Source organism: Spirosoma fluminis (assembly GCF_054778895.1).
The window spans coordinates 143,532-164,710 of the sequence record NZ_BAAGZD010000044.1; the positions used below are offsets into that span (position 1 = coordinate 143,532).

Below are 21,179 nucleotides of genomic sequence, written 5' to 3' on the forward strand. Positions count from 1 at the left end.
CCTGATTACATGACATTCAATCATTTTTTGTTGATGGGTTTAGGACCACCCCATCTAAAATCCAACAGCCATCAACCAGCCGGCCATTCCATTCTTACTAAAGGGAATAGCCATATCGAAATTACGTTCGATGGCCATACCCGACGATACGACAACATAAACGACTGCCAGTTTACTGAGCGCGATAAGACTCAATTCTGGTATCTCGATGTAGGGTCAGGAAGTACAACCTACTTATCTATCGCTCTCTATGGCGACTGTTCAGGCAGCTTCCAACTAGGCTATAGTCTGCCAGAACAGTATGGCTTAGGCATAGTGACTTATGCATCGAACCAATTCATCTACTCGTCATACGGCTCTACAGCCTGGTTAACCCCCGAACCACTACTAACCCAGGGTCAGGTTACAGTGGAACGATTCGACCGCGATAGGCTAGCCGAGCTAACATTTACAGGTACGTTGCTACCACTGGGTGGAGTCGATAATCCGGTTCGCACAATTCCTATTAGCGGGCACGTCTACCTCAATCGCAGTCAACATTAAGTACTAAGTTTTCAATCATTTTTCTAATACGTCTTCTAAACAACAATACAATGTTCTCTTCAACAAAAATTACCCGACAAAGCATACGTACGTCGAATAGTACGAAAACGCTGTCTGCTTCTTACTTCGGCCTCCGCCGATTCATGCTGCTCTTAGTCAGTCTGTATCTCATAGGTTGTAAACACGATAAAATTGATCCTATTTCTGGTCTGTCTGCCAATGCCGGCCCCGACCAGCCTGTTCAGGTAGGGCAGCTCGTAACCCTCGACGGAACAGGTTCTCGTGATGATCAGGGAGTTCCCCTAACCTATCAGTGGACGATTATTCGCAAACCCGCCAAAAGCGCAGTCACGCTAACGGCCCCTACAACCGCCACACCTACGTTCAAACCCGATGAAGTTGGCGAATACGAACTGACGCTAACGATCTCGAACGGCAAAGAAACGCGCACCGATAATGTGCTGATCTCAGCATCGGTAGCTCAACCCATCACCATCAATGCCGATATTACCGTACAGACGGTGCTGGAAGATCGCATCCTGAATCCTGCCCTACCGGATTATATTGTCACCAAAAGTATTGCCGTTAAGCACCAACTGACCATCAAACCTGGCGTAGTTATTGCCTTCGAGCGCGACGTTCGGTTCGATATTACTGCAAACGGTGGTCAGTTGATTGCTCAAGGAACCACCGATCAAAAAATCCGCTTCGATGGTGTTAATCAGACGAAAGGTTTTTGGACCGGTATCATGCTTTTCTCAGGAAGCAGCGCCAACGTAATGGAGTACGTCGAAGTACGTAACGCCGGAAGTCAGACACTTCTCGACAATAAAAAAGCGGGATTGGTCCTCTTCAAAGAGAGCCAGTTGGCCGTAAAAAATTCGTTATTCGCTCAAAACAATGGCTACGGTCTATTTTTGGCTGAAGGCGCTCAATTGCGTGAGTTTTCAAAGAACTCGTTTCAGAGTAATGCCGAAGCGGGTATCCTCCTATCGACTGACCATGTAGCCAAACTAGATGCAGCCTCAACATTTACGGACAACAATGGTCGCAACGTGGTCGAAATCAATGGCGATTACATTGGCCAAACGGGTCAGCATGACGAGATCATCTGGGGCGGATTTACAGACAAAACGCCGTATCGAATGCTGAACAATGTGGCCGTACGGTCGGCCTGGAAACTGAACCCGGGCGTAACGGTTGAACTAAGTCGCGATGTCTCGATTCACATTAATGAGTCGGGTTACCTAAACGCCAAAGGGACAGATACCCAGAAAATTCGGTTCACAGGTGCAGAGAACACATTAGCCTATTGGAAAGGAATTCTCTGCCTGTCGCCCAGTATACAGAATGTCATTGAAAACGCCGAGATTTTAAACGCTGGCAGTGCTCCACTGGCAGCCGGAAATCGGGCGAATCTCTTACTCTATGGTGATAACGTTATGATGTCGGTCCGCAAAACCCTGATTGGTGGTAGCGGTGGCTACGGAATTTACGTAGGCTCCGGTTCCGACCTCAATGCTGATGCGGCAACCAGTAATACATTTAGCCGCAACGCTCAAGCCGACGTAGAACGCGAAAATTAATACTGACTATTCATTCAGAAAAGGTCTCTGTAAAACAGACTGGCTTGTTTTTACAGAGACCTTTTCATTCTTCACCAGACAATCAGCTTAATCCGTTCGGCGTAGGTGGCAATCCATTCTACGTAGGCAGGGGCGGTATTCAACAGAGACCTTTGTATCAACAAATACAAACACGAACAATTGTCTCACGACCATGCCTATTAACTCATTTCTTCAATCAGGTTTAGTTCTGCTAATCTGCCTGCTTACGGGTTGCAAACACGATTCAGAACTTGTTATCGAACCCGTTACTACTCCAACTTATACTATTGGAGAGCCTACTGGTTCTCAAACAACCTTCACCGTTACTCAAGCCGGGGGTACATTCAGCTCTCCCGATCAGTCAGTTAAATTAATTATTCCCGCTGGAGCGGTGAGTAAGGACACTCAAATCAGTCTGCAAACCGTTGAAAACACGGCCCCGGCTGGCACTGGACCGAGTATTAGACTTCTTCCTCATACTATCCAGTTTGAACGCCCCATTACGATTCAATTTTCATACGCCAGGCAAGAAAACATGCCCGAAAATACGCTGGGATTAGGACTCGCGTTTCAGGATGAAACCGGCACCTGGCGATTTGCGGCCAGACCCATTGTAGATCAGACCGCCAAAACGGTTTCGGTCGCAACGACCCACTTTAGCGATTGGGTTCTGGCCCATTATTATAAACTTATTCCGGTCAAGACAACTGTTCGGGCTGGTGAAGATGTAGCCCTACAGGTCGTAACGTACTTTGCTGACGACTTCCTCGCTCCATTAGCTATTCCTGAGAAAGAACGGCCCATGGGCGATGCAGTACCATTAGACCCTAAATACATCAAAAATCAGGGCAAAGGATCGGCCTGGACGCTGGGCGGCATAGGTACTTTAACCGCGGCAGGTTCAGCAGCGACTTATGGATCACCTAAATCTGTCGATAAACCTACGCAGGTAAATGTCCTGGTAGAACTGGACAACCAACATTTGAACGATCCAGGAAAACACTGGCTAGTGTCAACAATTACAGTCGTACCTACAGTCGGAATTATTTATCGCATCAACGGTGGTGTTTGGGAATTTGCCGAAAGCGCATCCGTTATTAGAATAAATCAGGACGTTTTCACCATTACATCTCCCCATCCTGAAAAAGAATTTTTCTTAACTCTTTCCTGGAAAGGCGGCCTCGGGACTCATCTTTGGAACGTGCACTCAGAGCCCGCCCCTGAACATGCAAACGTATTTCAATTAGTTGATCATCAAGTAGGGGTAGCGTCCTGGTGGTATGATGATCACGATGGCTTTTTAAACAGTGAAGGCGGAATCGTCATCGATGAATTGGGCGGGAAAGGTGGTTTGGTGAGGGGCGCGTTTCGGGTCACGTCAGCTGGCGTTTTCAACCTCAAGACCGGCAAAATGATAGAGAAGATCACAATCGAAGGCTCATTTATAATCAATCGCTTATTCTAAGAGTTTATCAGATCCGACTTTTGAAGGTAAACAGGAATGTTAAGAAGTACGCACAGGAATGCGCTTGTGTATGAGGTTAGGAGCGTTTTAAGAGAATGTTCACATACGCAAATCGGAGGTCATATAAACGGTCCATGCTTACCTGTTATCGGATAGCTTTTGTAGGATTTCGGATATACATTTAATATTTACCAAGCTATGTTTTTGAAAATTAGTCAGTTATACAATATCAATTTTGTTTACTCAACCACTGCTAAAGAAATATATTTTTTAGCAGTGGGTATGAGTTGAACCTATCTGGGCGGGTTTGAGGAGCTGGTCTCGCTCGCCGTGGCCCTTCTGCAAAACCATTCCGCCAGGGTTTATGGCGTCACGAATACCGACGAACTCAAGCAACGCACCCACCGAACCAAGTCCGTGACGGGGGTACATGTGGTTTTGTATCGCCTGGAGGAGAAGGGACTTGTTGGCTCGGAGTTGCCCGGAGCGGAGGGCGCAAACGCCTATTTACCCTGACGGCAGCGGGTCAGCAAGTGCTGCTTGAGATGCGTCAATTCCGGGCTATACGTAACCATCGCGGCAGAAAACATATTGAGGGTTTCGTGAACGGGTGACCCGTCCTAATTCGTGTTAACCGTTGCCAATCCTGCCAATAAACAATCCCGCACAGGCGGACAGGCCGTTGAGGTTGTCAGCTTGTATTACACTTGGTTACCGTTGTCAGACTATTAAGCTGGTCCAGAAATATAGCAGTACTTAATAAAGTAACCGATTTTTTAAGTCTTTCTACAACCATCTGATTACGAAGGGCTTATGGAATAAAGCGGTTAGCCTATCTGCTGAAAAATCGCTTCAACACCTGCCCGACAGAACGTAGCCAGTTGGGCAACCGTATGGTAACTCTCTGTCCCTTGTCATTTAAGTCTCGAATTTCTTGGCCAAGACCCGGTGTAATGGCTTCGGATTTGCTCATCGTTAACACCTGCGACGTATAGAGGCTGCGGTGCCCGGACATCAGGAAACTTATCACGCAGGAAACCGCTGCGTAGGGCGCGACGGCAGCGCCAAACAGTTCAATGGCCAGGATACTGGTCGCAATGGGCGTATTGGTGGCGCCGGCCAACACGCTCACAAATCCGATGGCTGCGAAGGTAGACCGGTCTCCACCCACCAGATCAGCATAAAAGCTGCCGGCCGTGGCACCAATGAACAGAATTGGCGTAATGACGCTGCCACTTCGGCTGATACTGAGTGTGATAATGGTGAAAATAGCTTTCAGAATAAAGGCGTATCCGATGACTGGCAAGCCTTTTATACAGCCTTCCATCAGGTCCAGCCCTAAGCCTAAGTAATCCCGCGAAAACAGTAATGTAAGCCCGACCAGCAACATACCGCCCAGCAATCCTTTCCACGGCCGCCAGATGGGAATAGCGTTTGTAAAAGACGTACTGCTTTGTATAGCTCGAATCAGCGTATAGGCACAGAACCCAAAGAAAATACCACCCGCCAGCAGCCGGATAAAAAAGCCCTGCTCGAAGGCTGGCACAAAATGCAGGGGATAGTAGAAGAACGTGATTCCCAGTGCCGACGATACCTGATAGGCCGTGATGGAAGCCACAAAGGCGGGAAGTAGGACGTCATATAAAATAACGCCTACCGCCAGCACCTCAATGCCAAACAGCGCCCCCGCCAAGGGAGCTCCAAACACGCAGGAAAAGCCCGCACAAAAGCCGCAGAGGACCATCTTCCGGCGGTCGATGTCATCCACACGGAACAACGTGGCACATACACTGCCAATGCCGGCGCCAATCTGCGCACATGGACTCTCTTTCCCTGCCGAGCCACCCGTTGCCAGAATCAGCGCTACGTTGATGACCTTCGTCGGAATGAAACTTCCCTCAATTCGGCCATAATTTTTGTTGATGGCCGCAATCAGCGCATCGGTTCCCAGATGCTTTTTCAGCACAAACTGACTAAGCAGATTGGCGACAAAAAAACTGAGGGGCAGTACATAAAAAACGTGCTGGTAGTGATTGCTCAGGTCAACAACGTAGTGGATGAAGCGAATAAAGCCCGAAGCGGCAAATCCTGCCAGAACACCAATCAGACTGGAAATCAGCAGCCATTTAAGAACCGTGAAAAATAAAACTACCTCTTCACCAACGCGCATAAATTGTTTATCTGTTGAGCAGATTCCTGAGTGTTGACAAATTTTGGCAAGCCGTGAATCAGGTACTCGTTCGCAAAGGTAATGTAAGGCTGACTGACGTTTCGGCTTTTTCAGCCTGTTAGCCTATTAGAAAGAGTTGGCCCACTTTCTGATATTATGCCTTTGGCAGGAATAGTCCTAGCTTATCCAGCTAAAAACCCGACCGTTGCCCTGATAATGGAGGTAAACGACTGGTGGGTCAGGCAACTTAGCGGGTTGAAAAAAGACTATCTCTACTGTTTTACGTTTCCAGCGGAGAACGCCTACGGCATGGCCCTGTATTCAAAACTGCCGCTGAAGAATCCTGACATCCGGTTTCTCAATCACGATAAGGTTCCTTCGTTTACCATGAACATCACCCTGCCGGATAGCAGTCGGTTTTAATTCTGTGCCCTGCACGGTAGCCCCGGCACCCAGCCAGTACCCACGAATGTCGGCGGTAAGGAAGGGACTCTGCTGAAAGCGGGTCGTCTGATTGCCAGCCAGTCCCTGCCGACCGTGGTAGCCGGTGATTTTAATGATGCTGGCTGGTCGCACAACACCACGCAGTTCGCGGCTATCAGTGGTTGCAGGATGTTTGCTACGGACGGGGAATGTAGAGTACGTTCGACGCCCGGTCGCTGTTTATGCGCTGGTCGCTGGACTACGTTTTTGTTTCTAAACAGTTTAAGATGCTCTCCATAGAGCGGTTACCCGCCTTTGGCTCGGATCATTTCCTGTATTACGTGCAGTTAACCTTTCAACCGTAAGCGATTGTAGACACTGACTTTGACCATCAAAACCAGTGCCTATAATCGCATTCGGGTCAGTATATTTAAAACCGAAACAGAGCCGCCATATCGACTGGTTTCTGATTCTTCTGCAGGTTAACTTCGTCCATGACGTACACCTGACCACCATTCTGGAGAGTAAGCAGGGCTATTTTTTCGACCAGGGATTCGTCACCTTCCTGTTGTTTATCGTGGATAGTCGTTTTCATCATGTCCTCGTCGAAATGCCCCCAGAGGCTAGCCTCTGCTTTCAAAAAGAGCGCTTCGATACGTCCGATTACGGCGGCTTTCAGTAGCTCATGGGCGTCAGTGGATGTCAGGTCGCTGCCGCTGCTGTTCTGATACTGTTCGATAAGACGCTGTTTTGTCTGGTCAATCGAATCGCCGAGTAGTTTCTGTGCCATCTGATGCAGTTCGTCCGGCTGCGTATGGTCAAAGTTACCCGTCAGCCCCTCCGGACGCAGGTGCGGATACGTATTGACGGCGCGATAAATGGGCTGAAAATAAGCGACCGACGCCAGCATAAGCGGTAAATTTTGCGGGCCCATTATGTCGATGACGGCCGCATCGATTCGGCGAAAATAATCGGCCAGCAGGTGGCCTTTTTCCTTAGTGGCCGTATCCTCGTTGCTGGTTACATCGCCATGGTGCCACTCCGGCCTTTGGTGCGGCCCTGCAACTCTGATTCAAAGTCATACTGGCTGGTTATGTCTTCCAGTCCCGAAGGCATCAAATCCGGCAGATCGAGGGGGGTTATGGCATACGTATCGGCCTTAAAAAGATGAACCCCTTTTTTGCTGATTTGTAGCAGACAGTATACCGGCGACCGCTGTGCAAAAGGAAACAGCGGCTGCAAATGGAATCTGGCGTCGAGCCAGCTACTGTTTTCCAGGGGGACAGGACTATGAAAAACGGCGAAGAAATCAGGGTTTCGGAATACGGCCAGTCCCTGTTGCTGATGCCGCCAGAACTCCGCATCATCCAGCAGGGACTCAAGGGGCTGCAGCAGACTGGCGATCTCGTTGCTGCGGAGCGACTGGGCTTCGAGGTCCAGCCGGAGACGCTGGATGTGGTTTTAAAGGCTATTACATCCTGTCCTTCGTTTACTTCTTTTCCACGCGGGTGGGTTGGAATAAACAGGGAGATAGACTGGGCGTGCGTCTGCATGGCCAGGTCCAGTAAAATGTCCTTGTCGACCTGTTGCAGATTGATACCGTTGAGTGGTTGTTCTGTCATCATGTAGGTTTTTTTATCCCTGACTTGACTGCTATGCCTGGGCCTGTTGCGTAAAAAGTAAAAATAAACCGGATGAACCGCTATTTCTATGATGCCCGTCAAGGCCTGTTATGACAGTTCTCAGTTTGTCGGAGGGCAGCGAGCTGCGTAGCCAACCAACAAGATAAAGCAGCTATCAGTCTGCTGATAAAAGCTGCCGTAGTCACGTGGTTGGAAAAGAGCGGGTTTGCTTTGTACTAAAAGTTTACGTTATGCCGTTGAATAAGGCTCGTTGGTTGCGGGTCGCTGGACGTTCTGGAGGCTGGTAACGCTGCCCTGACTTACTCCCTGAATGACCGTAAACGAACCATCGGTTTCCAGTACCACCGCCGTTACGTCTTCCAGCTGGGCCGCGCCCGAACTACGTATGGCCGCCAGCACTTCGCCTTCGGCAACCCGCTCCCGGCGCAATGCCAGCCGGAGGTATTGCCCCTGGTGAAACAGCAGGTTGGGTTCACTTTTTATTACCCGCTGAAACCAGGGCCACCGGATGGACAGCCAGGCAACACTATACTGAAGGGCAATCAGCAGCGCCAGCGCAGTTAATCCGTTGGCTAAGCCCGTCTGGCGGGAGATGATAATGGTGGAAAAGGTGGAACCAAGAGCCACTGTTATCACCAGGTCAAATCGGACCGCCGACGCGGGCATTCATTTTTGAAAGAGTACGTTTTCCCGAAATACGCAGAAAAATCAGTAGGCCAATGTAGGCTAGTGTCCCCACGAACACCACGCGCCCGATGCTTTCCCAGCCTTTAAAAACCCAGTCGTGCAAGGTTGCTGCTACGTCGGTCATGCGTTCTGACCATTTAACGTGGGAGCGGCTTTCGCTTTAGCCGGTGGCCGCGATACAATGGCCGGACCATCGGCGTCGGGTTGCTTTTCCAGCAAGACAACCGTGTGCGGAAACGGCATATCGATACTGGCTTTGTCGAGGGCCAGTTTGATGCCCGTCACCACCTGGTCGCTTACTTTCAGCGCGTTGGCCTGCTGGGATTCGACCCAGAAAAAAACCGTCAGGTTCACCGATGAACCGGCCAGTTCCGTGACGTACACCCAGGGACCGGGGTCTTTCAGGACACCTTTGATGCCGTCCAGTACACCATGTATGACGCGTCGGGCTTCTTCAACGGAATCCGGGTAGCCAATACCAACCACAAATTTAAGCCGACGTTTATTGTATGCCGTTCGGACGAGAATTGAACTGGTATACACGTCGCCATTGGGCAGAATGGCCCGCTCGCCATCGTACGTTTTGAGCCGCGTCGAGCGCATGTTGATTTCCTCGACGGTTCCTTCGTACTCTTTAACTTTTATCTGGTCGCCGACTTTGAACGGCCGACGCCACAGAATCAGGATACCGGCGAAGAAATTCTGGAGAATATCTTTAAAGGCAAAACCAATAGCCACCGACGTAACACCCAGGCCTGCAATGATATCGCCGGGTTTGAACGACGGAAAAATAACGACACAGGTCGCCAGAAAGCCAATGATGGTAATGAGCATACTGACAAGGCGGCTTACCAGACTGGCCAGGGTATCATCAATCGAGTGACTCTGGACGGCCACTTTATTGATGACTTTCTTAACGCCTTTTCCCAGCAGCCAGAACAGTAAAAAAACGACCGCGCCAACGATGAGATAAGGCAGTCGTTCAACGATTCCTTTCATAAAATCGCGAACGGTATGCCAGAATAAAATCAGGGCATCATTGACCGTAAAGGGTGGTTCATTGACCCGGGGCGGCTGGAAAAAACTCCATAGTGAAAGCATGACGTTGAGCAGAAAAACTGGATTAAGCGCTTATCTTATTGGCTGCTGAGCGAGTCCGGCAGGATAGGGGCAGGCTTATAAAACATGACCAGCGTACCGAGCCGCTTATTCGGTGAGGTAAGCGGTGCGGACAATTCATAGGGCCCACTATCCTTAAAATAAACATCGTCTTGCCCGAGCAGATAGGAGGGGAATCGGCTGGCAAAGGGAATGCCCTGATTTTTCTTGTTGGTCGAAATCGTCACTTGTCCGGCTGGGTCAACCAGCAGCATTTCCCGGATGCCCCGGTCTTTGACCAGGGTATTGAAGTACTCGTTGATTTCACCGGCTTTGTTCTGCAGCAACGCATTACGAACCGCCCAGACGAAGGTTTTCATGCCAAACTGGATCTGTTGCCGGTCATTGGCGAGTTGATTTTTCCGTACGGTTTCCCGCATATCGCTGCGTTCCCGCTCGAACTCTTTCGACAGGGTTGCATTCTTATAGAATAAATAGCCTACGCCCAAAACCAGCAGGGCAATGACGCCGTAGAGTATGTACAGTAGATTTGGGCTGGGCTTCGTCGTTACGTGCCGGATTCGCTGGTCGGCAGCCATTAGAAAAAAGGATTAGAATGGAAATGCTGTTAACTATTCATCATTTTGTTGACCTACCGGTTGTTGAGTTAGGGCCCAATCAACCGGAATGTCAACAGGGGAAGTCGCGCATAAACAAACGATTCACCTGATTAGGAAAATCATTGGTTTATGCGCTTGCTACTCGTTAAAACTTATCCGCCCTGTACCCGTATTTTTCAAAAATCAGGTTAACCGCCTGCTTGATTTTATTCTGGTCACGGTCAAAGCCATTGCCATTGGTTATGCCTGACGCAAGGCCACGCCAGACGGACTGCCCGGTTTTCATGTCAATCATATTCACAATAACCGACCCGGCCTTTACGTCATACGTCGTGGCGTCTTCGGGGTCACGGACTTCATTCTGGCCAAAGTACGTAGTGCCGTATCCGGTATATCCTCTAATGGTAGTCGGCTTTTCGAAGACCCGGAAATTAATCAGCAGATCAGGCGACTGGCGGGTGAATTTATAGCCTCGTCCGGCCAGTTCTGAACTGACTGCGCTTCGAATGCGCTCCTTCAGTTCCAGGTCGTTCAGAAAATAAAAGCCCGGATCGAGCTTGTTGTCAACCTGCGAGGCCCAGGTGTAGGTTTTGTATTTACTGAAATCGGTATTCAGCTTTTTGTCGGCCTCAACCGTTACGTCCTGGGCTTGGGTCAGGCTGGCCATCAGCACTAAACCGGCGGCAATGATTACATTTTTCATCGTTGTTGAGTGTTAAATTGAGTTTGTTTGTAGCGTTCCACCGACCTAATCATAGGCTGGTTTATCGATGTTTGGCTTGTCGTTCGGGTTGCGATTGGGATTCATCACCCGCACGTTTTCGCCCGGCTCGTCGGGGCCGTCCGTGTACTTGTTTCTCAAATCGTCATTGGGCAGTTTCTCGTCGGGCAAATCGCTGACGGGTTGTTCGCTACCCACGTCACTGTGCCCTTCGGCCGACTGGTTTTCCAGCCCGTTGGGCGAAATGGCCTGTTTGGCCCGGATGATGTCTTCTCGGTCTTGGCTTTCCATCGTGTTGTTAATTGGTAAAAAGTAAATTAAGACTGGTCTACAGTTTCCATCGGCTGTTCTATACGCTCGTCCATCGAATCGTCGGGCTGTTGGGCCAGTTCCTGCTTTTTCAGGGCCACGGCAATGGGACTGCCGTAGAAGTAAAATAGCTTCTGGCGAAGCCCACGGGCCTTCTTTACGTCGTTCACCATGTCGATGAACTCGTGAAAATTGATGTGAATCGGGTTGGCTTTGTTGCCGATGTTTGTCGTAATGCCGTAGACGGGCGCTTCTTCTTCCGGCTGATACGTTCCCAGAAGGCGGTCCCAGATGATGAACGTAGCGCCGTAGTTCTTATCGATGTACTTTTCCTGCGATCCGTGGTGAACCCGGTGGTTCGACGGCGTCGCGAAAATAAACTCGACCCACCGGGGCAACTGGCGGATGTATTCGGTATGCACCCAGAACTGAAACAGAACCGCGATCTGGCTCACGGTAAAGAAAACCACGGGGTGAAAACCGAACAGCGCCACGGGCAGAAAAAAAATAACCTTTAAATTCTGAATCCAGCTCAGCCGGAAAGAGACCGTCAGGTTGTAGTGCTCACTCGAATGGTGAACCACATGGGTTGTCCACCAGAACCGGCGTTCGTGTGCAATGCGGTGCGCCCAGTAACTAAAAAAGTCAAAAATAACGTAACAGGGAATGAACGTCCACCAGGCAAGTGCCATGCGCCAGGGGAGCAGATTATAAATCCAGACGACCCCGTACAGCAGGGCAAATTTCAGGCTGGTGCCAATCACGACGGAGCCTAAGCCGACCAGGGTTGACCCAATCGTTTCCTGTTTGTTATAATACGGCTTCTCCTGAATATGGGTAATCAGGATTTCTACTCCCGTCAGGAAAAACATAATCGGCGCGGCCCAGATGATCAGGTTCGGAGCAGCTTGTTCGACGGTCCATAAGTGTTCCAACGGAATAACCGGCGCACCAAATAAGGCTTCAGGCATAGAAAGAAAAGTTATCGTTGTTCATTCGTTTCGTCAGGATTTGAATTGGCAGGACGACCTGACGGTAATGGGTTTTAATTGTTATCCAGTTTGTCACCCGCCTTATCGAACGACCGGTCGAGGGTACGTCCTGCCAGGCATCTTCTGTAGCATTTTTCGCCTTGTCAATATCGTTGCCTAAATCCTGGCGTTCTGTTTTTAATTTATTTACCTGCCGGTTCATCGTATTATCTGCTTTATTGCTGTTGCGGTCCATCTTCTGTTGTAGTTCGTCAATTTTCTGATCGAGTTCATCCCGCTCCTGTTCCAGGTTGGCGACGGCTTTAGCCCGCTCCGTCTGGAAATCCGTAGCCATCTGGTCGGTTGTTTCCCTGGTGTCTGCCTCGATGGCATCCCCTGTGTTTTCAAGGGCATCTCCGGTGCGTGACTTCTCAGAACCACTGTTGCAGGCCTGAAAACCAGTCAGCGATAAAGCCATGAATGAGGTCGCCAGCAGGGACCGTAGCGTTTGTGTTTTCGTAATCATTTATGTTAAATTGATACTAATGTGGTTCTTATAACCTTTGATAAAGTTTGAAACTTTGTCAAAGGCAATACTTCGGCTGAATGAGACACAATAATTGGAACGACCATTTCCAGCCGCTCCAATTATTGAAATCCCGGTGATTATTTCGTTGAATAGGTTACCTCATCGCCGTCGCTCCGGGGCTTTTTGGAATCGGTCATGTCGTCAACATCGACCTCTGTTTTCCGGACCGTATCCCGGATCACTTCGTCGCGCTCGGTCACGTCCTTACCCACCGAGATCTCCTCAACGACCGTTGCCGTTTTCGATACCACCGGCACTTCCTTGTGTTCGGCCACCTCAATATGCCCTTCCTGGAAGGCATTCAGGTCGGCATCCGTCGCCGGGCGGTTTACCGGATTGCGCTGTACGCTAACCCGCTCTTCGCGCAGGCGGATACTTTCTTCAACAGGTTTGGCAATAATCCGGCTGCGAAGCCGGACGCCACCCGTTTCAACGGTACGTTTGCCTATCTCCAGATTTTCTTCAATGACATTGATGGTTTGATCCCCGTTTGTCTGGTCCGTGTCCGTGAAGGCCGCGCCCATCGATGCGCTGGGTTGGCTGGTCAGACTGTCGTATACCGGCGTCCGTTCGTTAACGTCGACCGCACCGGCCTCGTCCAGAATATCAGCCGCCTTTTCGGCTTCGTCTTCCGTCTGGACATGAACCGTGACCAGCGACCCTCTTTCGGTAGCCTTCGTGTACCGGTCAGTATCGTCGTCATCATCGCCGAAGAGCGATCTAAAGAAATTGCCGATGCTACTGCCGGTGTCATCGTCGTCAGTACGGGTCGTGCTGGTAGTCGCGTATTGATTAGATGCGCTAGTACCGTACTCTGCCGCCGGATCTGACGCGAGGGAAAGATCAATGTTCTGACGCATGATGCCTCCATCAACCAACTTGTCAACGGCCTGCCGGGCTTCGGAAGCGTTGTCGAAAACGCCAATAACTGTAAGTGCCATAATCAGAATTGTTTATTGGTAAGAAATTAGTTGGAGTAACTTATTCCGAACTTAGTTCGGGGTTCGGAGCGATCCGATCAATGGTTATTTCTTCCTGTCGGAGCGAGACCGTTTGCGTATCGGTTGTCTGAAACTGCCGCCGGGTCACCCGGATTTCTTCCACCAGCCGCAGTCGCTTCAGAATGACAAACTCTTCTTTCAGGACGGGATAAATCATCGTATCCCCTTCCTGCCGGACCACCGGTACGTCGTCTACGAATTGATCCATGACTACCCGTTCAATCACTACGTCCTCCTGAAGCAGGGGAATCTGAACGTCCTGCTCGTGCTGATGAACCGTTTTGGTAAGCCTGATGCGCCCCGTTTCGATAAGCTGCTTGCTCACCTGGAGCTGTTCGTTAATCAGCGGTATGGTTAGAGACGTATCATCGCTGCTTTGGGGCGGAGAGTCCGGTTCGGCGGAGTTCGACGTTTCGTCAACCCATTCACTGGTTGGTTTCTGAGGGATCATAACGGGATCGGTAACGGACTGCTCCGGGGTCGACTGAATTGAATTGAGGGCTTTACCCAATAGTCGATAAACTGAACTGTGACTTGTTTCTGGGCGGGAAACGTATCACGAAAAGGGGTAGTGAGAATAAAAAAAGGGGTTGGGCAAGCGCTCGGCCCTTTTTCGATTTTCAATCACTACGGTTCCCCAGTACGTGTGAGGAAACGAAACAAAACAACCCTTCCAGTTAATCTTCTACTACCGCACCGGCTGCGTCTCCTGAATCGGACGGTCGTGTGGGGTATAGTTATCTTTCGAATCGGTACCGAGTTTGGCACCGAATCCTGAGGCTACGACGCCAATCAACAGCCCGAAAAAGCCGTAGATGGCCGCCTTTGACGCAGCAGAAGCGGCATCATCAGCTATGTGACGAGCCTTCACTTCGGCCTCTTTAGTGGTCTGCCCGAATTGGGCGGCTGCCTGCTGATACGTATTGATCCAGTTGTCGACGATTCGTTCCGATTCGGCCCGGCTCTTGCCCGTTCGCTTCATCACCACATTAACAGCATCCTCCCGATCAACCTGGTTAACCGTAGCCTGTCCCTGTTTGAATAGCCGACTGAAAAAGTTGCCGGCTATGTCGTCGGCCGCCTGCGGATTCTCTGCGGCCTGGTCGGCGGCATTACTGGCCCGATCAGCGGCCTGATTGGCTTTGCGTTCCAGCGTATTGGGATTCAAGGCCGGATCGCCCGTCTGACGCAGCATGGTATTGACTTCATTCTTCAAATCGGTCAGGTTCATGTTGCCCAGGTTGATCCCGTTCGCCTGAAGCTGGTCCTGAACGGCATTCCCGATACCGGGAGCAACAGCGGCAATCCCCGAACCGGCCTTCCTGACGATGCCGCCCACCAATCGCCCGACTCCGCCAATAATGCTGCCCAGCGTGGTGGTCAGAAAATAAATGGTCAGCAGCGTCACCAGACACCAGGTCAGCACGCCATGAATCATGCCATCGAAAGGGCGGGGGGCACTGGTCAATCGACCCGCTACCCAGCCGCCGATAAACAGCGAAAGCAGGCTGCTGACAATATACCAGATGGCACTTCCGATGCCCAACCCATTCATGGGATTATTTTCTTCCACTGGATCAATCGTGCCCAGACCGATGCCTAGACCCAGCAGGGTCAGGAGTATCTGGGTGACAATGGCGACCAGCACCCCGGCAAAGACGGCACTCCAGGAAATTCGTTTCATCAAACCCGGCCGACTCGGGCTATCCTGGTACAGGATTGTTGTTTCCATAACGTATTACGTATTTATCAGTTGAGTAAAGCAGAAAAATCAGACCATTCTGCCATTGGCCTTTACGCAACAATTAATCCTTCATTACGTATTGAGCAAAGCAGAAAGCATGGATATAACCGCACCCGGTGCGGTTATGCGTAAACTCGTTTAAGGTAGAGAACCCGCTAGTGACTGGTGGTCAGGAACGTGTGGGTGGTTCCTGTGAATGGGTGATACAGAATGCCGCTGGGTACAATTCCCTTTTGCTACGGTGCGGTGGCAAAAGTACTCCTCTCGGTAAAGACACCCTATGAGCATTGTCACAGTACGCTATGATGGATGTCAACTCAGCACCTGTTTTTATACCGGTTACGTCATAGTGACTTCGTTACCGGGCGGCATCGGCGAGTTTATCAATGATGATCTTCGCCAGCGAAACAGCCCGTTGCCGCTGAACGTCCGGCGCTTCCCTGGTTTAAAGGATTACGTTGATTCAGATAGAGGACATGGAGCGTATGGTCGCTGAGGTTCCAGAGAGCCTTTGTAGATAGTATTACCGTTCCGGTTCTCCCCAGAACCGGAACGGCGTTTTTTACAACTGGGTCACAACGATCTCGACGCGCCGGTTTCGTTGCCGTCCCTTAGCGGTCTGATTGGTCGCAATCGGTTCGTCTTCGCCTTCTTTGCTGGTGGTAATCCGGTCGGCGCTGATGCCATTCTTGACCAAAGCGGCTTTGACAAAATTGGCTCGGGCGGCCGAAAGAGGCTTATTAATTGATTCAGGACCGACGCTATCGGTATAGCCCACAATGCGGATGTGCAGTTTCGGGTAGGTCTTCATAATCTGCGCCAGATCATTGACTTCAGCCTGGGCATCGGGGGTAAGCCGGGCGGTGTTTGTCTCGAACCGGAGTTCATCGAAGAGAAATGATTTATCAGGTCGACTACCTTCGCTGGCTAAGTAGCGGGCCAGCTGATACGTAAAGGCTCTATCGGTCAGGATAAGTTTACGCCCTCCGGGGGCATCGACCGCCACGCGCACTTTAGGTGCAGCAGCCGTTAGCGAATCCGATCCATTCCCATCCATATCGCTGGCCACGGTGTCGGTTGCTGCGGCCATACCTGACCCGGTTGCCTGTTCAGCCGTGGTGTTATCGGAGTTACAGGAACGTAGCAACAACAAAATCAGCAGAAGCAACCCCAGGGCGATCAGCAGCCACTGCCACCACAGCAGCCCCCCAGCCGGTGCTGCCTCCTCCCGGACCGGAACCACCGGCGTGGCGGCCGGATACGGTGTACCAATGAACCAGGCCAGCGGAACGGCAAACACGGCTGGTATGCCCGACCGGGTGGCCTCGGCCCCGCCATGGAGCATAGCGGCCAACTGGGCCTCGGTCATATCGTTGCTCGTAACCTGTTTATGCAGAAACCCCATCAGGACTGATGCCACCAGCCCGGTTAAGGTAGTAGCCGATCCCAGGCCGATTCCGCTGTACTTGCTGGTTTCCTGAGCGACCTGATGAACGCGCTGATCATACAGTTTTTTGAGCAGTCCGTTTCCTGATTCGGCAGCTTTCTGCCGTTCGCTATTGGTGTCCACCAGTTGACCCAGGTTTGACTCGGTGGCGAAGGGTGTGTTTTTCAGGAGATGGTACAGGTTCCTGGCGCCATCCTTGTCCGACACCCGATTCATGACTCCCGCCGTAACGGTGGGCAGCAATCCATCGATTGCTTTCTGGGTGTTTGCCTTGGTCTCATTCAGGCTTTGGGCCAGCTCATTGACGGCTGATGGGGTAAAAACAGACCGCAGATGGTCCAGTGGGGTTGTCGTTGCCATACGTATTTATAGGGTGTTGAGCTTTTGATCCGGCGTATTACGAACCGATTCAGCAACTGCATAGCGCCATGGTTGACCATGACTGATCGGAGCAGTTGTAGCAAGCAAAAGTAGGCTTGACAACCTCCTGCCAACTATGATGACCATCATAACCAGACCTGATGGTTCACAGTTGAACAACTGATATATAGTTGGGGTACTGACAGTATCCTGACTATTATGGGTCATTGGAATTGATGATCAGGGGTATCAATAAAATCAAGCCGGTCTGGTAGGTTTGTCCGTTCGCCGAAGACAACCCAGAGGCCAGTAGAGAATCCGTGTGAGTGATACCTTTAATGGGACCTTCTGCGCTGGAATTTCCCGAAATGACTCCTGAGTCAGTTACCGTTAAATGCCTTTTGGATCGGCAGTTGGAATGGTTCGATTTTAGGATAGCGGACCAGTAGATTAGCCGGGTCAATCAACCGGTGCCCGACCGGATAGCCGTTGCCATGGCTGGACTTATGGGCAAGCCTTCGATATAGGCTATGCGCAGGATATTCGACAAACAAAGATTGTCGATGGAATCAGGTTCAGTAACCTGATTCCAGGCCTTGAGAAGGGTATTTGCTAAAATGGCTTCTGACTCAGATGGAGGCAGATTAGCGAGCAAAATAAGTCCCCAAAGAGTCGGAGCATACGTATCGTAAAAGTCTGTAAAGTTGCTCAGGGACTGTTTGGAAGGAGAGGGCAGGATATTGAATTTCATAGCAGTTGACCATATATAGCAAAGCTATCAACCGTACATCCCCTGACCTATGACTTCGATTCGACAGCTACCAACCACCATCAGCCAGAAACATGATGGTAGTCATATTGTCCCGTAACTTACTACCGGTCTTAGCAGCACTTTAGCGTAGTGAGTTTACGCGTGTCCAGTAAGGCGTGCAGCACCATTTACTGAATCAATCATTCAGTCGGCAGGTACACGTCGAAGGTCGCTCCCTGATCCGGCTGGCTGCTGGCCGTAATGGCTCCGCCGTGGTTGGTCACCACTTTTTCGCAGATGGCCAGACCGATGCCCGTTCCGATAAATTCGCTCTTAACGTGCAGCCGTTGAAAGACCTGAAAGATTCGATCCAGGTATTTTTCATCAAAGCCAACCCCGTTGTCGGCTACTTGGATGTGGTAATAGTGGGGAACCACTCGACTTAATTGCACCGAAGCGGGTAAGTCCCCTGCGTCCACGCGATGAGCCTGGATAAGAATGCTGGGCACCGTGTTGGCCCGACGAAATTTCAGCGCGTTACTCAGCAGGTTCTGAAATAGCTGACCTAATTGGGAGGCATCCCCGGACAAGGTGGGGAGAGCCCCAACCTGTATGCGGGCGCCGGTTTCCCGAATCGTAAACTCTAACGTAGTAAGCACGTTTTCCACGATCGTCTGAAGCGAAACGGGTGCACTCGTATCGCGCTGGGTCGAAATGCGGGAGTAATCCAGTAGGTCTTTAATAAGCGTTGACATCCGGCTGGCCGCCGACTGCATGCGCTCCAGATAGACCCCTTCGTCGCCTGTGGAGCTAGTATAGCGCGTTTTCAGGAGGTCACCGAACTGTTGAATCTTACGCAGGGGCTCCTGCAAATCGTGGCTGGCTACGTAGGCAAACTGTTGCAGATTGTCGTTGGAGCGACGCAGCAATCCGTTCGCTTCCTGCAATTTAGTTGTCAACTCAGCGTACTCCTGATTCGCTGCCTCCAGCTCGTTGTTGCTGGTGGTCAGTTCTTCCGTGCGCTGCTGCACCTGCTGTTTCAGCGCCAGCTGGAGTTCAAGCTGGAGGGTTACATCCTGAGCCGTACCCGCCAGGAACAAGGGATTCCCCCCGGCATCAAATAAGGTCTGGCCGTTGGCATGAATAACCCGCTCCTGCCCGGTAACCGCATTTGTGATGATGTAGGTCTCGTCATATCGCCCCGTGCCGCCTTTCTCCAATGCCTTTTCAATGGCCAGACTGATGCGCTGACGGTCTTTGGGATGAACCCGGGGCGAAGCCTGTCCACCCAGCACGGCACCGGTAACGCCCAGCCAGGTTTGCAGTTGTTCGGAGTAGATTATTTCACCCGTGGCAACGTTTATTTTCCAGGTTCCCAATTCGGCCAGCTCAATGGCATTAAGGAGGGTCGCTTCGCTTTCTTCAATGCGTTGATGGGCCATAACCTGCTCCGTTACCTCGACGGCGGTGCAAATAACTCCCTCTATGGCTCCGCTCCTGTCCCGCAGGGCCTTGTAAATGTAATCATAGTAGCCGATGTAGGGTTGACCCTCTTTCATAAGAAGTATCTGAGCGCCCAATTCGGTGTGCGTTTCGCCGGTGGCTACTACGTGCCGGTATTGCCCCAGCAGCGGAGTAGCGAGCAGTTCAGGAATGGCTTCCATGATGGGCCGGCCAATAATAGTCTGGTCACGGCCAAAAAGGGCCAGCATTTTTTCATTGGCCTGTGTCAGCAGCATGTCAGGGCCTATGCAAACCAGCATGGCTACCGGAGACTCCTCAACCAGGGAGCGGAAGCGGGTTTCACTTTCCGTCAATTGTTGCTGGACCACCTCCTGTTCGTTGATCATGGCCCGTAATTGCTGCTCGCTCCGGACGGCCTGCTGCCGGGTGGCTACCTCAGCATTAATATCCTGAAATATGGCAATCAGGCCATCAATCTGGTGCTCCTGGTTGACCAGTTGAGAGATATTGACCCGCACCCAGCAGATCGACCCATCTTTACGGATATAGCGCTTTTCTAGGTCAATATACGGAATTTCGCCCCGGCCCAACTGATCAATCAGGCGTTCATTAAGGGGCAGGTCGTCAGGATGGGTGAATTGTTTATAGCTTCGCCGATATAGCTCTTCAACGGGGTATCCCGTCAATTGACTATACGCTTCATTAACCAGCAGTATCTGACCGTCTGGAGTAGTAATGACGATACCCAGAGCCGCTTTTTCGAAAGCGGCCTGAAAGCGTTGCCCCACCAGTTGCCGCGCCGATTCAGCCAGTTTCTGCTGGGTCGCATCCTGAGCAATACCCGAAAAGCGATAGGCAATGCGATCGGCATTAAAATAGGCTTTACCCTGGCAGTGTAGCCAGCGCAGCAGGCCATTATCGACCTGATGAATGCGAAAGTGGATATCATACTGTCCGTCCGATTCTGGATTGAGCGCCCACTGAATTGCTTCGTTTACCCGCACCTGGTCATGAGGGTGCATGTAGTGAAGCACCTGCTGATAAGGAACCACATCCGCCTGATCAAATCCATATAAGCGTTTGCAACAGTCGTCCCACCAGACCTGCTGATTCATGATATCTAAATCCCAGGTACCAACTCCAGCCGCCTGCAGGGCAAAGGCCAGACGTTTGTTTTCGGCAGTCGTGTCGTCTGGATTGAAAGGCGTCGGATCGCCGGTCATAGTGTGAGGATTAGCGCGTAAGTAACAGGTTAACGAATTTATGTCGTACAAGTTTAGCAGAAGACCGACGGAACCCGTAGCGCAATTCCTATACGGATAGGCAATGACCTGGGGAGTGGGAAGAACAAAGTTCCGAAACCGAACGGATGGAACGGCCTGGAAGGATTGACGAGAAAGAATTGTGTAGCCCGGAATATAAAGACCAGGCTAAACCTTTACAAATTCGAAAGCGAGCGTAAAAGTAGACTTGCCGGTCCGCGAAAAACTATGATGCCCGTCAGTACCTAAAATGACGGTTGATAGGTACACAACTGATAGATGGCCAACGTAACAGTAGTTTCCT

The 21,179-nt window shown here is 50.9% G+C and carries 22 protein-coding genes and 1 pseudogene; 6 read left to right on the forward strand and 17 right to left on the reverse strand.

Features of this window, described 5'->3' with window-relative positions; all coding sequences use genetic code 11:
- The first annotated feature begins 9 nt into the window (after window positions 1–9).
- The 3 genes from ACYVBJ_RS26945 to ACYVBJ_RS26955 all read left to right on the forward strand — a co-directional run bounded on the left by ACYVBJ_RS26945 (window position 10) and on the right by ACYVBJ_RS26955 (window position 3,615).
- Window positions 10–543, forward strand: coding sequence for a hypothetical protein (locus tag ACYVBJ_RS26945; RefSeq protein WP_460985392.1), 534 nt, complete (start codon window positions 10–12; stop codon window positions 541–543).
- A 50-nt stretch (window positions 544–593) separates the two neighbouring features.
- Window positions 594–2,129, forward strand: coding sequence for a right-handed parallel beta-helix repeat-containing protein (locus ACYVBJ_RS26950; protein ID WP_460985393.1), 1,536 nt, complete (start codon window positions 594–596; stop codon window positions 2,127–2,129).
- Window positions 2,130–2,322: 193 nt separating this feature from the next.
- The gene (locus ACYVBJ_RS26955) at window positions 2,323–3,615 is read left to right on the forward strand and encodes a hypothetical protein (protein ID WP_460985394.1); all 1,293 of its coding nucleotides are present in this window, start codon (window positions 2,323–2,325) and stop codon (window positions 3,613–3,615) included.
- Window positions 3,616–4,447: 832 nt separating this feature from the next.
- On the opposite strand, the gene ACYVBJ_RS26960 is transcribed toward ACYVBJ_RS26955, so the two are convergent.
- A complete protein-coding gene (locus ACYVBJ_RS26960; protein ID WP_460985395.1) occupies window positions 4,448–5,785 on the reverse strand; it encodes a chloride channel protein in 1,338 nt (445 codons plus the stop codon).
- 156 nt (window positions 5,786–5,941) lie between these two features.
- On the opposite strand from ACYVBJ_RS26960, the gene ACYVBJ_RS26965 reads away from it, so the two are divergent.
- Window positions 5,942–6,208 (forward strand): endonuclease/exonuclease/phosphatase family protein, encoded by a 267-nt coding sequence (locus tag ACYVBJ_RS26965; protein ID WP_460985396.1) that lies wholly within the window; start codon window positions 5,942–5,944, stop codon window positions 6,206–6,208.
- Here the strand turns inward: ACYVBJ_RS26965 and ACYVBJ_RS26970 are convergent.
- Window positions 6,107–6,361 carry a hypothetical protein gene (locus tag ACYVBJ_RS26970; RefSeq protein WP_460985437.1) on the reverse strand — a complete coding sequence of 85 codons (255 nt, stop codon included), beginning with the start codon at window positions 6,359–6,361 and terminating at the stop codon, window positions 6,107–6,109. The genes ACYVBJ_RS26965 and ACYVBJ_RS26970 overlap by 102 nt on opposite strands.
- Window positions 6,362–6,638: 277 nt before the next feature.
- Window positions 6,639–7,450 (reverse strand): annotated as a pseudogene (locus ACYVBJ_RS26975) (baeRF7 domain-containing protein).
- Between ACYVBJ_RS26975 and ACYVBJ_RS26980 the strand changes: the two are divergent.
- The gene (locus ACYVBJ_RS26980) at window positions 7,451–7,837 is read left to right on the forward strand and encodes a hypothetical protein (protein ID WP_460985397.1); all 387 of its coding nucleotides are present in this window, start codon (window positions 7,451–7,453) and stop codon (window positions 7,835–7,837) included. It abuts the pseudogene before it with no gap.
- Between the two features lie 242 nt (window positions 7,838–8,079).
- Here ACYVBJ_RS26980 and ACYVBJ_RS26985 read toward each other — a convergent pair whose 3' ends face one another.
- The 11 genes from ACYVBJ_RS26985 to ACYVBJ_RS27035 form a co-directional block, all read right to left on the reverse strand.
- Window positions 8,080–8,478 carry a DUF421 domain-containing protein gene (locus ACYVBJ_RS26985; protein ID WP_460985398.1) on the reverse strand — a complete coding sequence of 133 codons (399 nt, stop codon included), beginning with the start codon at window positions 8,476–8,478 and terminating at the stop codon, window positions 8,080–8,082.
- 13 nt (window positions 8,479–8,491) lie between these two features.
- A complete protein-coding gene (locus ACYVBJ_RS26990; protein ID WP_460985399.1) occupies window positions 8,492–8,662 on the reverse strand; it encodes a hypothetical protein in 171 nt (56 codons plus the stop codon).
- Window positions 8,659–9,639 (reverse strand): mechanosensitive ion channel family protein, encoded by a 981-nt coding sequence (locus tag ACYVBJ_RS26995; protein WP_460985400.1) that lies wholly within the window; start codon window positions 9,637–9,639, stop codon window positions 8,659–8,661. The genes ACYVBJ_RS26990 and ACYVBJ_RS26995 overlap by 4 nt, the downstream gene beginning before the upstream one ends.
- Before the next feature lie 35 nt (window positions 9,640–9,674).
- Window positions 9,675–10,235 carry a hypothetical protein gene (locus ACYVBJ_RS27000; protein WP_460985401.1) on the reverse strand — a complete coding sequence of 187 codons (561 nt, stop codon included), beginning with the start codon at window positions 10,233–10,235 and terminating at the stop codon, window positions 9,675–9,677.
- A 166-nt stretch (window positions 10,236–10,401) separates the two neighbouring features.
- Complete coding sequence (locus ACYVBJ_RS27005) at window positions 10,402–10,959, reverse strand: DUF4136 domain-containing protein (RefSeq protein ID WP_460985402.1); 558 nt, start codon at window positions 10,957–10,959, stop codon at window positions 10,402–10,404.
- Between the two features lie 45 nt (window positions 10,960–11,004).
- The gene (locus tag ACYVBJ_RS27010) at window positions 11,005–11,268 is read right to left on the reverse strand and encodes a hypothetical protein (RefSeq protein WP_460985403.1); all 264 of its coding nucleotides are present in this window, start codon (window positions 11,266–11,268) and stop codon (window positions 11,005–11,007) included.
- A 26-nt stretch (window positions 11,269–11,294) separates the two neighbouring features.
- On the reverse strand, window positions 11,295–12,257 hold the full coding sequence (locus ACYVBJ_RS27015) for a sterol desaturase family protein (protein WP_460985404.1): 963 nt from the start codon (window positions 12,255–12,257) through the stop codon (window positions 11,295–11,297).
- Window positions 12,250–12,783, reverse strand: a complete 534-nt coding sequence (locus ACYVBJ_RS27020; RefSeq protein WP_460985405.1) for a hypothetical protein — start codon at window positions 12,781–12,783, stop codon at window positions 12,250–12,252. Before ACYVBJ_RS27020 ends, ACYVBJ_RS27015 begins: the two co-directional genes overlap by 8 nt.
- A 140-nt stretch (window positions 12,784–12,923) precedes the next feature.
- The gene (locus ACYVBJ_RS27025) at window positions 12,924–13,787 is read right to left on the reverse strand and encodes a YsnF/AvaK domain-containing protein (protein WP_460985406.1); all 864 of its coding nucleotides are present in this window, start codon (window positions 13,785–13,787) and stop codon (window positions 12,924–12,926) included.
- A 40-nt stretch (window positions 13,788–13,827) separates the two neighbouring features.
- Window positions 13,828–14,298 (reverse strand): YsnF/AvaK domain-containing protein, encoded by a 471-nt coding sequence (locus ACYVBJ_RS27030; RefSeq protein WP_460985407.1) that lies wholly within the window; start codon window positions 14,296–14,298, stop codon window positions 13,828–13,830.
- Between the two features lie 237 nt (window positions 14,299–14,535).
- Entirely contained in the window at window positions 14,536–15,579 is a 1,044-nt protein-coding gene (locus ACYVBJ_RS27035; protein ID WP_460985408.1) for a hypothetical protein, read from the reverse strand.
- A 292-nt stretch (window positions 15,580–15,871) separates the two neighbouring features.
- On the opposite strand from ACYVBJ_RS27035, the gene ACYVBJ_RS27040 reads away from it, so the two are divergent.
- Entirely contained in the window at window positions 15,872–16,087 is a 216-nt protein-coding gene (locus ACYVBJ_RS27040; protein ID WP_460985409.1) for a hypothetical protein, read from the forward strand.
- A 66-nt stretch (window positions 16,088–16,153) separates the two neighbouring features.
- On the opposite strand, the gene ACYVBJ_RS27045 is transcribed toward ACYVBJ_RS27040, so the two are convergent.
- The 3 genes from ACYVBJ_RS27045 to ACYVBJ_RS27055 form a co-directional block, all read right to left on the reverse strand.
- Window positions 16,154–17,398, reverse strand: coding sequence for an OmpA family protein (locus tag ACYVBJ_RS27045; RefSeq protein WP_460985410.1), 1,245 nt, complete (start codon window positions 17,396–17,398; stop codon window positions 16,154–16,156).
- 463 nt (window positions 17,399–17,861) lie between these two features.
- The gene (locus ACYVBJ_RS27050) at window positions 17,862–18,149 is read right to left on the reverse strand and encodes a hypothetical protein (protein WP_460985411.1); all 288 of its coding nucleotides are present in this window, start codon (window positions 18,147–18,149) and stop codon (window positions 17,862–17,864) included.
- 200 nt (window positions 18,150–18,349) lie between these two features.
- A complete protein-coding gene (locus tag ACYVBJ_RS27055) occupies window positions 18,350–20,836 on the reverse strand; it encodes a PAS domain S-box protein (protein WP_460985412.1) in 2,487 nt (828 codons plus the stop codon).
- Window positions 20,837–21,179: the final 343 nt, after the last annotated feature.